The sequence below is a fragment of the Kandleria sp. genome (genome assembly GCF_017934775.1).
Taxonomy (GTDB): Bacteria; Bacillota_I; Bacilli_A; order Erysipelotrichales; family Coprobacillaceae; genus Kandleria; species Kandleria vitulina.
On sequence record NZ_JAGBIX010000005.1, the window covers coordinates 126685 to 139592 of the forward strand.

A 12908-nucleotide genomic window follows, 5' to 3' on the forward strand; every position below is an offset into this window, starting at 1 on the left:
ATATGAAAACAAATAAAAAGGTTGTTAAAGCTGGAATTGGGTATACAATAAGTAATTATTTAATAAATGGATTAAATTTCTTAACAATTCCGATTTTTGCCAGAATGCTCTCTACATCCGATTATGGTATTTATAATACTTTTGTGGCATATCAAAGTGTTTTATTTATTTTAATTGGATTGGCTATTCATTCAAGTTATAGAAACGCAAGATTTAAGTATAAATATAAATCAGAGTCAAAGAATAAGTATAATTATGAAACATATGTTTCTTCATCGATGGTAATGATTCTTTTGATTACATTATTCTTGTTTGTATTTATAAATATTTTTAGTTCTTTGGCACAATCATTATTAGGACTAGATATTCTTAGTATAAATCTATTATTAGTTTATTCATTAGGATCAGCGGTAATTTGCTGCTTTAACACGAATGCAAGTTTGAATTATCAGTATCAAAGCTTTGTGAAAGTATCTTTATTTAATGCTGTTAGTAATATTTTAATGTCATTATTACTCATTAAATTTGTTTTTATTACTAGAGGGTACTTTGGTCGAATGATTGGTACCAGCCTCTCAATATTTATCGTATCTGTTTATATTATTGTTTATTTCTTTAGAAGAGCAAAACCAGCCAATATTAAAGAATATTTATCATGGGGCTTGAAATATAGTCTTCCAATTGTACCACATGGAATCAGTCAGGTAATATTATCGCAGTTTGATCGAATTATGATTCATAGAATGATTAGTTCGATGACTGCAGGTATTTATAGTTTTGCATATAATATTTTTACAATTATTCAGGTTACTTATTCTTCTTTAGATACAGTATGGTCGCAGTGGTTTTATGAGCAAATGCACAAGAAAAATTATGGTGGTATAAAAAGTATTAGTTCAATTTATATAACAGCAATGTTTGTTTTCTCGTGCATAATGATGCTTGTATGTCCAGAAGTTATTCTCATTCTTGGATCAGCAAAATATTATGATTCAATTTATTGTGCAATCCCTATTATTGCTGGTGGATATTTTTCGTTCTTGTATTTAATTCCATCAGTTGTAGAATATTATTATGAAAAAACAAAGTATATTGCAATTGGTACATGTTCTGCTGCTATTATTAATATTCTATTAAACTATATTTTTATTAGTATATATGGTTATGTTGCAGCAGCGTATACTACAATGTTTACTTATTTCTTGTATTTTTCATTTCATTATACATTTGCATGGAGAATTCAAGGTCGTTGTTTATTTTCTACTAAATTGATTTTATTAACAATTGTAGCAATTGTTTTCATGGTAGGTGTAAGCTTATACTTTGTAAAGTACATAATGGTTAGATGGGGGATTGCAATCTTGTTATCTTTACTTTTTATTGTATTTGAAGAGAAGAAATATGGATTTGGACTCGCTTTTTTGAAGCGTAAGTAAAAGGAGATACAATGGAAACAAAAGAATTAAATTTGAAAGAGATTCAACAACAAAATCTTAAGGTATTGTCAAAAATTGATGAAATTTGTAGAAAGGAAAACATAAAATATTTTTTAGCTTACGGTACATTACTTGGAGCGATCAGACATAACGGTTTTATTCCTTGGGATGATGATGTTGATGTAATGATGCCTCGAAAAGATTATCTTAAGTTTAAAAAGTATTATTATGATCATAAAGAAGAACTAAAACCATTTAAACTTTGTACTCGGGAAAATACTGAAAATTATGAATATTATCTTCCTAGATTTGTTAATATGGATTATAAATATATTAATTTATTAAGAAAAAAACCACAAATGGATATTGGGACTTTTGTGGACATTTATCCAATTGATAATTATGGGAATGATGATTCAGCAAAAAAAGTATTCAATAAGATAAAAATGAAAAATGCTATATATGGCATTTATTTGACCGGTATTAGTCCTACATCAAAGTTAAAAACATTGATTATGTTTCCTCTACATATTATACAGAGAATTGTTAAAGGTAAAAATTATCAATATAGAGTTAATAAAGAAATTGATGATCTTATTTTAAAATCTTTTAGTGATAGTGATAGATATGTAGGTATTCCTTCTTGGACATTTAACTTTAAACAATATAAGAGAGAATGGTTGGAAGATCACATTGAGAAAGATTTCGAAGGGAAGATGTTCTATATTCCAAAGTTTTATGACGATATCTTAAAGATGGAGTATGGTGATTACATGAAGCTTCCACCAGAAGACCAAAGAAAGCCATACCATGGATACAAAATCGTTAAGAGAGAAAAATAAATAGTAGTACTGATGTATTAATAGATATATTATGCATCTGAATATTTTATAAATATTTGTTTATTTTTGAAGATTATTTGAGAAGAAATATAGGGGGCAATTATGATTAATTTTACAGTCGGGCCAGTAATGGCAAGTGAAGAAGTATGTGCAAAAGGAGCAGAACAGGTTCCATATTTTAGAACGCCAGAGTTTTCTTCAATTATGCTTGAAAATGAAAAATTGATGTTTAAATTTGCTAAAGCACCAAAAGATTCTAGAGCAGTTTTTATGACTGCATCAGGAACAGGATCTATGGAAGCAGTTGTTATGAACTGTTTTACAAGTGAAGATCATTTGTTAGTAGTAAATGGTGGGAGCTTTGGAGCAAGATTTGCTCAATTGTGTGAAATACATGGTATTAAGCATACTGTTATTAAATTAAATCATGGACAAAAGTTAACTAAAGAAAAATTGTATGAATATGATAACAAAGGGTATACAGGATTGTTAGTAAACGTTGATGAAACTTCAACTGGTGTTCTTTACGATACAATGATGATTGGTGAATTCTGTAAGAAGAATAATATGTTCTTTGTTTGTGATTGTATCTCTTCATTTTTAGCAGATCCATTTGATATGGAACATTGTGGAGCTGATGTGATGATAACAGGTTCACAGAAAGTATTGGCATGTCCTCCTGGTATTTCAATTATTGTATTGGCTCCTAGAGCAATTGAAAGAGTTAACAATTATGAAGTTAAATCAATGTATTTCAATTTAAAAGATGCATTAAAGAATGGTGAAAGAGGACAAACTCCTTTTACACCAGCTGTAGGTATTTTATTACAAATAAATGTTAGATTAAAAGAAATTGAAAAATTAGGTGGAGCAGATAAAGAAGTTGAAAGAGTTGCTGCACAAGCAAAAGATTTCAGAGATAGAATCAAGGATTTACCTTTTGAATTTGTTTCTGAATCACCAGCTAATGGTGTTACACCTTTACATCCAACTAATGCAAATGCCTATGAAATATTTATGAAACTTAAAGATGAATATGGTATTTGGATTTGTCCAAATGGTGGTGAAATGAAAGACACTATTTTTAGAGTTGGTCATATTGGTCATTTAACACACGATGACAATACTAAATTAATTGATGCATTTAAAGATTTACAGAAAAAAGGCCTTCTTTAATAATATCAAACACGTGGAGGTGTTTTCTATATGAAAAAAGTTATTACTTATGGCACGTTTGACTTGTTGCATTATGGACATATTAAACTTCTTGAACGAGCAAAAGCTTTAGGTGATTATCTGATTGTTGGGATTACTTCGGATGATTTTGATAGAACCAGAGGCAAAATTAATGTTCAACAATCGTTGAATGAGAGAATAAAGGCTGTTCAAGAAACTGGATTGGCAGATCAAATTATTGTTGAAGAGTATGAAGGTCAAAAAATTGATGATATCTTAAAAAATGATGTTGATATTTTTACTGTTGGTTCAGACTGGAAAGGACATTTTGATTATTTAGAAGAATATTGCAAAGTAGTTTATTTAGATCGAACAAAAGGAGTTTCAAGTTCAGAAATACGAAGTGAAAAACGTAGTGTTAGATTAGGAATACTAGGTGATAGTAGTCTTGTTTATAAATATTATAAGGAAAGTTCATTTGTTAATGGAATTCAAATGGTTGGGATTTGCACGTGTAAAGAAAGTGTGAAGAAAAAATTTAAATATGAAAAATGTGATATTATTGATTCGTATGATGAATTATTAAATAAGTGTGATGCTGTTTATATAGTATCTGCTCCTGAACGACATTATGAAGATATTAAAAAGGCTTTATATGCAGGAAAGCATGTGCTATGTGAATCACCGTTAACAATAAATTTGAATGAAGTAAAAGAATTACTTGATTATGCTGAACAGCACAAATTAGTTTTATTTGACGGTATTAAAACGGCTTATTCTACTGCATATAATAGATTACTATTATTATTAAAAAGTGGAAAAATCGGTGATATCATTTCTGTAGATACAACTTGTACGAGTCTTGAAGATCTGAATGAGTATGGAAGTGTATCTAATGAAATGACTAATTCAATGTGTGCTTGGGCGCCTACTGGTTTATTACCAATTTTCCAAATTCTAGGTAATGAATATGTTAATCATTCCATTGTCTCTTTTAATTTAAAAAAGAATTGGGATGGTTTTTCAAGAATTTCATTTATTTATAATGATGCAGTTGCTTCAACAAAAGTTGGAAAAATGGTGAAATCTGAAGGTGATATGGTAATAACTGGAACCTTAGGATACGTATACATTCCTGCTCCATGGTGGAAGACAGATTATTTTGAAATTAGATATGAAGATTCAAGAAAAAATATGAGATACTTTTATCAATTAGATGGTGAAGGAATAAGGAATGAGTTAGTTTGTTTTATTAGAGCTATTATAACGGGTAAGAATTATAGTAAAATTGATCGTGAGTGTAGTGAAATGATAGTATCTTTAGTGGACAACTATTATTCTAATGAGAATACAATTGCGTTAAAAAAATGGAGAAAAGCTGAATGATTATTTTAAATGATAAGCAATTAAAAAAATTGCAGGGTGTAGAACTTGAGTTATTGACAGAAATTGATAGAATCTGTAGAAAAAATAATATTGAATATTCTCTTGATGGTGGTACTTTATTAGGTGCAATTAGACATAAAGGATTTATTCCATGGGATGATGATGCTGATATTGCTATTACTAGAAAAGAATATGAAAAGTTTTTTGAAGCTTGCAAGAAGGATCTAGATAAAGATAAATTTTTCTTACAAGACTATCGTACTGATGAGAATTATAGATGGGGATATTCAAAATTAAGAAGAAATGGTACGATTTTACTTGCTGAAGGACAAGAAATGGAAAAGTGGAATAATGGTATTTTTTTGGATATCTTTGTATATGATAATGTTCCAGACAATTATTTTATGAGATTGCTTTATACATTTAAATGTTTCCTAATTAGAAAAGGTCAGTATTCTACAGTGGCAGTTAAGCAAAAACTAAATATTTTCTCAAAATTATTTTATTCGTTTTTGAGTAGATTTTCTCGGGATTTTTGGTTTAGAAGAATCGATTCTCTAGCAAAAGCATATAATGATAAAAATACGAAAATATCTCGTCATATTACTTTTCCATATCCAAATAAAAAGTGTAAGTATGGTATGCCAAGAGATTGTTTTGATGATTATATTGATGTTGAATTTGAAGGAAAAAAATTTAAAGTCTTTTCTCAATATGACAAATATTTAACGCTTCTTTATGGTGATTATATGACACCTATTTCTCAAGAAAATAGAGAACCGTATAAATTTGCAAAATTAGATTTTGGTGAAGATGAATTTAATGGTGAAAGGGTGGATTAATTATGAATATAGCTTTATTGACAGCAGCAGGTGTTGGTTCTAGAATGCATCAAGACATTCCTAAACAATTTATGAATGTAGAAAATAAACCTGTTATTATTTATACACTAGAAGCATTCCAGAATCATCCAGCAATTGATGCAATTTGTGTCGTTACCTTACCAAATTGGATTGAGGTGCTTCGTGCTTATGCTAATCAGTTTAATATTTCTAAATTAAAATGGATTGTTCCAGGTGGAGATACTGGTCAAGAATCCATTCACAATGGATTGGTAACTGTAGCTAAAGATTGTTCTAAAGAGGATGTAATTATTGTACATGATGGAAATAGATGCTTAGTGACTGAAGATATCATCAACGATTCGTTAGCTACATTTAATAGATATGGTTCTGCTGTTGCAGCAATTCCTTGTGTTGAAGCAGTCTTTAGAAGTAATGACAATGGAGAATCATCTACAGTTTCTATTCCTAGAGAACAGTTATATCGTACTCAGACACCACATGTGTACACAATTGGCAAATTACTATGGGCACATGATGAAGCAAAAAAGAGAAATATAAAGAATACAGCAGCTTCATGTACATTAATGCAAGAACTAGGTGAAACAATTTATTTTTCAAAAGGTTCAGAACAAAATTTAAAAATTACTACAGTTGATGACATGATTATTTTTAAGGCATTACTACACACAAAGAAAGATGATTGGATTAAATAGATGAAAGATAAATATTTTGAAGATGTTGAACTTGTAATTGATTCTATTAAAAATATTAATAATCTTTATTATAAATCTATTCTAATTACAGGTGCATCTGGGATGATATGTTCATCTGTAGTTGAGATACTTCTTTATTTGAATGAAAAGAGAAATGCGAATATTAAAATATTTCTTGCTGGACGGAATAAGGAAAGAATGTGTAATCGTTTTGCATTATATGAGGAAGGCGAGGATTTTACATTTATCCAGTATGATGCAACAAAAAATGATTTTAAAAATGATTTTAAATTTGATTATATTATTCATGGTGCTAGTAATGCGAATCCGAACATGTATAAAACTCAACCAGTTGAAACTATGTTAGCGAACGTAGTTGGATTAAATGCTTTATTGGATTTTGCAGTAAATAACAATGTAAAACGAGTTTTATATATTTCATCTAGTGAAGTATACGGTAATAAGGATGAATTAGATCCATATGATGAAAATGATTATGGATATTTGGATATACTTAATGATCGTGCAAGTTATCCGAGCTCAAAACGCGCTGCAGAGACATTATGTGTAGCATATTCAAATGAGTATAAAATTGAAACAGTGATAGTTAGACCAGGTCATATTTATGGTCCGACTATTTTAAAAAGTGATAATAGAGCAAGTGCTTCTTTTACTAGAGATGTTATTGAAGGTCGTAATATACTGATGAAAAGTGCAGGGTCTCAATTGCGATCATATTGTTATACAATGGATTGTGCATCAGCAATTTTATCTGTTTTATTAAATGGTGAAAATAAAAATGCTTATAATATTTCTAATAAAAATTCAATTGTTACTATTAGAGAATTTGCTGAAATGTTAGCATCATTAACTGGAAATAAAATAGAATTTGAAAGACCAACTGATGCTGATGTAAAGAGTTTTAATTTGATGTCTAATTCTTCACTTACATCTCAAAAAATTGAAGAAATTGGTTGGGAAGCAAAATTTGATTTAGAAACTGGATGTAGACATACGATTAAATTGATAAAAGAATAGCAGACTATTAAATGGGTGTATGAATTTTATTTATTCGATCTATTTCTATCAGACTTGCTATAAAAACTTGTGACTCTATTGAATCACAGGTTTTTTTCGTAAAAAGAAAGATTTAAAAAATATGTACTAGAACAGATTTATTGTTGTTTATTAATGGTTATTGTGATGATAATTGTGAGTATGTTTTGATGTGAATAATTGGTTAGATGAATAAAAGTATTTTTAAACGTGATATGGACTTTTATGTAAAAATATATATTTTGTTGAATTTTAATGATAGTAGTAGTGTATATTATTGTAGTAATAATACTGAGTAATTTCTGGTTTTGGAGGGATTTTATGAAAATAAGTACAAAAGCATTATCTTTGTCAGAAAACAGAACTAAACATTATAATTGTATTGATTTGATTAAATTTATATGTGCATTATTTGTTGTTTCAATCCATGTTTCTCCATTTGCATCATATAATAGTTTTATAAATTATGGATTAAAAAATTATATGGCTAGAATAGCTGTTCCTTTTTTCTTTGTTGCGTCAGGTTATTTTTTATTTCGAAAAACATCATATGAACGATTTGACAAAAAAATTGCATTGACATACGTAAGGCGAATTTTTCGTATATATGTTATATGGACAATTATATATTTCCCTTGGGTTTTAAAGAACTCTATTCTTGTTGATGAAATTGGAATTAGGCATGGTTTTTTGAATTGGATGAAGCATTTCTTTTTAACAGGAAGCTTTTCTCACTTGTGGTATTTAAATGCCACAATTATTGCAACTTTAATTCTTATATTTTGTATTAGTAAAAAAATAAGAATAAAGACCATAATGTGTATAGCGACAGTGCTATATGTAGTTGGTCTTATACCGCAAACGTATTCAATTTTACTTAACCCACTTTGCAATATAAAGGTTGTTTGGATGTTCCTTGACGGTTTACAAAGGACAATTGAAACCACACGTAACGGCTTATTTTTTGGATTTTTATTTATGGGAATTGGAATGGTATTTGCGTATAAACCGATTGTGATGAAATATAGAACAGCAGTTGTTGGATTTGGCGTATCAATGATGTTATTTTTGATTGAAGCATTCGCTGTAAACGAATTGGGATGGGCAAGAGAAAATGATATGTATATTTGTTTAGTACCAGTAGTTTTTTTCTTGTTCTATATTGTGTCACACATTGAGATAAAAGATAATCTTATTTATACGCATTTGAGAAAATTAGGATCATTGATTTTTTATTTGCATTTGTTTATTTATTATTCAATGGAAAATATATTAAGTTATATTGGAATAAATAATTCTTTGATATATTATGGTATTATTGTGCTTATTACGATAATTGTTTCGGAATGCATTATTCTATTGAGCACTAAGTTTAAATGGCTAAAGATAGTATATTCTTAATAATTTTAAATTGATTGAAGAAAGACATTCAAAAAAAGTATGTCTTTCTTTTTTATAAGGTTAGGATATATCTCTTTGATAATTGAGCATTATGATAAAAAAATACATAATTTTATTCAAAGAGTGATAGTTATCCATTTTCTGTATAAGGTATTCACTGGATAAAATTTCATAGTGGTTTTGATAAATTTATATGAGACAATTAGAAATATCTAATATGTGTTTAAAGCTTTTGAGTACTTGCTCATAATGTTAAAAACTTATACAAAAGAGCTAGTGATGGTTGTGTCATCACTAGCTTTATGTAAATAAGGCAGAGTGTCACTCTGCATTTGAATTAATGTCGTTAAGTTACTGAAATATTAAAAAACTATTAATACTTATTAACCTTATTGTTTATTGGATAATTTATTGTGTTTTGTTTTTATTAAATCAATAAATAAGAAGATATATAATGGTAAGAGTAGCTGAATTAATAAGCCATATCTTGGCCAATAATTGATTGGCGAAGCAATAAATAATGTGATCATTAATCCATGAACTAATGTAAATGGTAAGATTGACATAGTTGATGATCTAAACAATATAAGAAGTAAAATATATATTGTTAATAAAAAGATTATTCCATAACAGATTCCGACAGGAACTGACCATTCATCAATTTTAAATATTTGTTTTAATGATTCATGATTTGTTAGATTATTAAATTCAGCTTTTAAACTCATTTGTCTGGCGTATTCTGGATGTGTATTTCTAGGAACACCAGAGCTGATGTTTTCATTTGTAATCATAATATCATTTGCATTAAGTGTCCAATATCCATATGTCTGTAGTACCCAAGCTTCAAAATATAAACGAGGATTTTCTTTTAACATTGAAAACCAATGTTTGAAGAAATCTTTTTCTATGATTTTAGCGTTGAATTCAGAATCCCATTTTAATAAATCAATGCAACATGGATGATACTTCGTTTTATATTGTTTAATAGGTAGAATTGCATTCATATACGCACGATCAGATGCAGACATCTTTCCGTTATAAGCCACAACTCTCGCCATCTGATTCATAAGAATACCTACGCTCTCAATTTTTTCACCCTTAATGTCGTATTTCTTATAGATAGGACCAGTAATGAGTTGTGAGAATAGAATGATTGTTACAAATAAAATTAATAAGTTTCTAAGTGGTTTCATTATATGAGAATTCTTTTGGATCTTATTTTTAATTAATAAAAGAATAATCCAGAATGAAACAAATATCATAATATATAATCCATTGTTTCTAGAGAAAATAGAAATTATTGTAAATAAAGCAGTAAGAACAATCCATCTTTTACTTGTCATTACTTTACCGTGACTATCAATAAATTGATAAAGCTGAATTGTTAATCCAATCAGTGCTGCTGTGAAAATAGGATCTTTCCACATCGCAATACTATAAGTTGCGATATATGTAGTAGAACCAAAAATAAAGATAAGTAAATAACGTACTACAGGATGTAATTTAAATTTCTTGTCTAACCACCAAATATAGTATGAATAAGTAAGACTTAAGAAAATCATTTGAATGATGCAGTAGAGTGCACATCCTAGAGTACAGTCTTTTGCCCCAAAGTACTGAGTGATTCTTATGCAGTATGTTATGAACATTGTATAGAAGAATGGATGATGATTGTTAAAAGGTATGGTTTTTAAACCTTGATCAATAGAGTTTATTGTATCTCCAAATACAAATCCAGGATAATAAATTAGTAAATAAGGTAACCACATAATAAATAATATTAATGCATAAAATAAGATATTTTTTATTGATTTTTTTGTAAGGTTAAATTCATAAGTTATTAGATGTGTTGCGTTTTTACTATCATTATTTCTAATTAATTTATATGTTTGAGATATTAATCTGTATAGACCTGATGTCATAAAAATAACACTTATGAAGTCAATAAAATAAAAAGGAAGCACGTAGTTGTTTTTTAGTGTTCCTGAAACACGATTTTCAACATGAATATGGGAACCAATTAAAATGTTAATAGCTCCAATAACTGCAACTATAAGCAAAATAGTAGTTTCTATTTTATTATTTTTTTCTAATTTATAAGACTTCTTATAAAGTAAACAAGAAATTAGTAGAAGTACGATTTGCCAAATAAATGCAAATGGCCACTGTAGATATTTTGATATAAGATATGTTTCTACAAAAATGAGAAGATACTTGATTATAGCGTACTTATCTTCTCTATTTGTGATAAATAAGGATTGAAATAATGAATCCATAATATTCCCCTTTCCATAAAATCTATTGATATTATACATTAATTGACTATATAGTTGTCATTTATTATTTAGAATTATGAAATCACTTTATTACATATTGACAATACTAGGAAATAGAGTTTAAACTTTGAGATGAATCTCAATGTGGAGGGGAAACTAAAAATGGAAAAAGTTGCATTTATCATTCCATGCTGGAATGAAAGCTTAACAATTGAAAAAGTAGTAAAAGATTGTAAAAAGGCAATGCCAGAAGCATCTATTTATGTATATGATAATAATTCTACAGATGGTACAGCTGAGATTGCTGAAAAAGCAGGGGCTATTGTGAAACATGAATATCAACAGGGTAAAGGTAATGTTGTAAGAAGAATGTTCAGAGATATTGATGCTGAATGCTATATTATGTTAGATGGAGATGATACTAATCCTCCTGAATTTGCACCTGAAATGGCAGAACTAGTTTTAAATAAAGGTGTGGATATGGTAGTAGGAGATCGTTTATCATCTACTTATTTTGAAGAAAACAAACGTCCATTCCATAACTTTGGAAATACATTAGTAAAAGGATCAATCAATTTATTATTTAAGAGTGATATCAAGGATATCATGACTGGGTATAGAGCTTTCTCTTATAACTTTGTAAAGACGTTCCCAATTTTATCTAAAGGCTTTGAAATTGAGACTGAAATGACAATTCATTCAGTATCACATAATATGCATGTAGCTAACGTTGTAACAGATTACAGAGATAGACCAGATGGTAGTGAATCAAAATTAAATACATATTCAGATGGATTTAGAGTATTAAAAACAATCTTTAGATTGTTTAAGAACTATAGACCATTATTATTCTTTGGTTTATCTTCATTAATCCTATTTATAATTGGATTATGTTTCTTTATTCCTGTATTAGCTAATTTCATGAAGACTGGTTTAGTACCAAAGATTCCTACACTAGTAGTTAGCTGCTTTATCATGTTAACAGCTATTCTTTCTTTATTTACAGGTATTATTCTTGATGTAATTGTTAATAAGGATAAACAAGCATTTGAATTTAGATTACAACAGGCTCATGCCAATAAGGTATTATTGGAGAAGTCTGATGATTAAGCTTATTAAACAATTATTTAGATTTGGTATAGTAGGTGGTACAGCTTTTCTTATTGATTATGCTGTACTATTTGTATGTACTGAATTCTTAGGTATTCATTATTTTATTTCTTCAATTATTTCGTTTTCTGTTTCAACAGTATTTAATTATATCGCAAGTATTTTATGGGTTTTTGATGTAGATCAGTCAAAGAGCCAAAGCAAGAACTTTGTTATTTTTATTGTATTAAGTATTGTTGGATTGGGTATCAATCAGCTGATTATGTGGGTTGGTGTTGAATATTTACATGTCTACTACATGATTGTAAAGATTGGTGCAACTGCTATAGTTATGATCTTTAACTTTGTAACAAGAAAAATGTTTTTGGAATAATTAAATAAATAGAAAAAGGGGCTGACCCGGATAGATAATCTGGATTAGTTTTCAAAAATAAAATGCGCCGGATAATTCCGACGCATTTTTTGATATAATGTAATTATGAAAACTACAACATTATACCAAAAAAATTATAGCGCATTTCAGACCTATGCGCTACTGGATTTTAACATTAATTTTGAGAATGATGTGCCTAGTGACGATATTGCACGTACTGTCATTGAGATTACGGAAAGGATGAACATTGGAAAGTATGTTGATCTCAGCAGTCGCAGATTGCATGGGCATGAT

11 protein-coding genes and 1 pseudogene are annotated in these 12908 nt (G+C 28.6%); 11 read left to right on the forward strand and 1 reads right to left on the reverse strand.

The genetic code is table 11. The features are described 5' to 3' along the window. Positions 1-2 precede the first annotated feature (2 nt). From J6L95_RS01290 to J6L95_RS01325, 8 genes are all read left to right on the forward strand, one after another. Positions 3-1436 carry an oligosaccharide flippase family protein gene (locus J6L95_RS01290; protein ID WP_287457802.1) on the forward strand — a complete coding sequence of 478 codons (1434 nt, stop codon included), beginning with the start codon at positions 3-5 and terminating at the stop codon, positions 1434-1436. A gap of 11 nt (positions 1437-1447) precedes the next feature. Continuing rightward, complete coding sequence (locus J6L95_RS01295; protein ID WP_287457803.1) at positions 1448-2278, forward strand: LicD family protein; 831 nt, start codon at positions 1448-1450, stop codon at positions 2276-2278. Positions 2279-2380: 102 nt separating this feature from the next. Further along, the gene (locus tag J6L95_RS01300) at positions 2381-3454 is read left to right on the forward strand and encodes a pyridoxal-phosphate-dependent aminotransferase family protein (protein WP_287457804.1); all 1074 of its coding nucleotides are present in this window, start codon (positions 2381-2383) and stop codon (positions 3452-3454) included. Positions 3455-3484: 30 nt separating this feature from the next. Then, on the forward strand, positions 3485-4840 hold the full coding sequence (locus tag J6L95_RS01305) for a Gfo/Idh/MocA family oxidoreductase (RefSeq protein WP_287457806.1): 1356 nt from the start codon (positions 3485-3487) through the stop codon (positions 4838-4840). Beyond that, positions 4837-5682, forward strand: a complete 846-nt coding sequence (locus tag J6L95_RS01310; protein WP_287457808.1) for a LicD family protein — start codon at positions 4837-4839, stop codon at positions 5680-5682. Before J6L95_RS01305 ends, J6L95_RS01310 begins: the two co-directional genes overlap by 4 nt. Before the next feature lie 2 nt (positions 5683-5684). After that, a complete protein-coding gene (locus tag J6L95_RS01315; protein WP_287457809.1) occupies positions 5685-6398 on the forward strand; it encodes an IspD/TarI family cytidylyltransferase in 714 nt (237 codons plus the stop codon). Continuing rightward, complete coding sequence (locus tag J6L95_RS01320; protein ID WP_287457810.1) at positions 6399-7436, forward strand: NAD-dependent epimerase/dehydratase family protein; 1038 nt, start codon at positions 6399-6401, stop codon at positions 7434-7436. Between the two features lie 339 nt (positions 7437-7775). After that, positions 7776-8855 (forward strand): acyltransferase family protein, encoded by a 1080-nt coding sequence (locus J6L95_RS01325; protein ID WP_287457811.1) that lies wholly within the window; start codon positions 7776-7778, stop codon positions 8853-8855. A gap of 389 nt (positions 8856-9244) precedes the next feature. On the opposite strand, the gene J6L95_RS01330 is transcribed toward J6L95_RS01325, so the two are convergent. Next, on the reverse strand, positions 9245-11131 hold the full coding sequence (locus J6L95_RS01330; protein WP_287457812.1) for a DUF6020 family protein: 1887 nt from the start codon (positions 11129-11131) through the stop codon (positions 9245-9247). 162 nt (positions 11132-11293) lie between these two features. Between J6L95_RS01330 and J6L95_RS01335 the strand changes: the two genes are divergently transcribed. The 3 genes and pseudogenes from J6L95_RS01335 to J6L95_RS01345 form a co-directional block, all read left to right on the forward strand. Continuing rightward, complete coding sequence (locus J6L95_RS01335; RefSeq protein ID WP_287457813.1) at positions 11294-12241, forward strand: glycosyltransferase family 2 protein; 948 nt, start codon at positions 11294-11296, stop codon at positions 12239-12241. Next, on the forward strand, positions 12234-12614 hold the full coding sequence (locus J6L95_RS01340; protein WP_287457814.1) for a GtrA family protein: 381 nt from the start codon (positions 12234-12236) through the stop codon (positions 12612-12614). The genes J6L95_RS01335 and J6L95_RS01340 overlap by 8 nt, the downstream gene beginning before the upstream one ends. Positions 12615-12719: 105 nt before the next feature. Further along, positions 12720-12908, forward strand: a pseudogene (locus tag J6L95_RS01345) (transposase); the annotation flags it as partial.

Excerpts from the sequence above, each read along its gene's own strand:
- J6L95_RS01310 (WP_287457808.1), top strand. The coding sequence starts at position 4,837 with ATGATTATTTTAAATGATAAGCAATTAAAAAAATTGCAGGGTGTAGAA.
- J6L95_RS01325 (WP_287457811.1), top strand. The coding sequence starts at position 7,776 with ATGAAAATAAGTACAAAAGCATTATCTTTGTCAGAAAACAGAACTAAA.
- J6L95_RS01330 (WP_287457812.1), bottom strand. The coding sequence starts at position 11,131 with ATGGATTCATTATTTCAATCCTTATTTATCACAAATAGAGAAGATAAG.
- J6L95_RS01315 (WP_287457809.1), top strand. The coding sequence starts at position 5,685 with ATGAATATAGCTTTATTGACAGCAGCAGGTGTTGGTTCTAGAATGCAT.
- J6L95_RS01305 (WP_287457806.1), top strand. The coding sequence starts at position 3,485 with ATGAAAAAAGTTATTACTTATGGCACGTTTGACTTGTTGCATTATGGA.
- J6L95_RS01290 (WP_287457802.1), top strand. The coding sequence starts at position 3 with ATGAAAACAAATAAAAAGGTTGTTAAAGCTGGAATTGGGTATACAATA.
- J6L95_RS01320 (WP_287457810.1), top strand. The coding sequence starts at position 6,399 with ATGAAAGATAAATATTTTGAAGATGTTGAACTTGTAATTGATTCTATT.
- J6L95_RS01335 (WP_287457813.1), top strand. The coding sequence starts at position 11,294 with ATGGAAAAAGTTGCATTTATCATTCCATGCTGGAATGAAAGCTTAACA.
- J6L95_RS01300 (WP_287457804.1), top strand. The coding sequence starts at position 2,381 with ATGATTAATTTTACAGTCGGGCCAGTAATGGCAAGTGAAGAAGTATGT.
- J6L95_RS01295 (WP_287457803.1), top strand. The coding sequence starts at position 1,448 with ATGGAAACAAAAGAATTAAATTTGAAAGAGATTCAACAACAAAATCTT.
- J6L95_RS01340 (WP_287457814.1), top strand. The coding sequence starts at position 12,234 with ATGATTAAGCTTATTAAACAATTATTTAGATTTGGTATAGTAGGTGGT.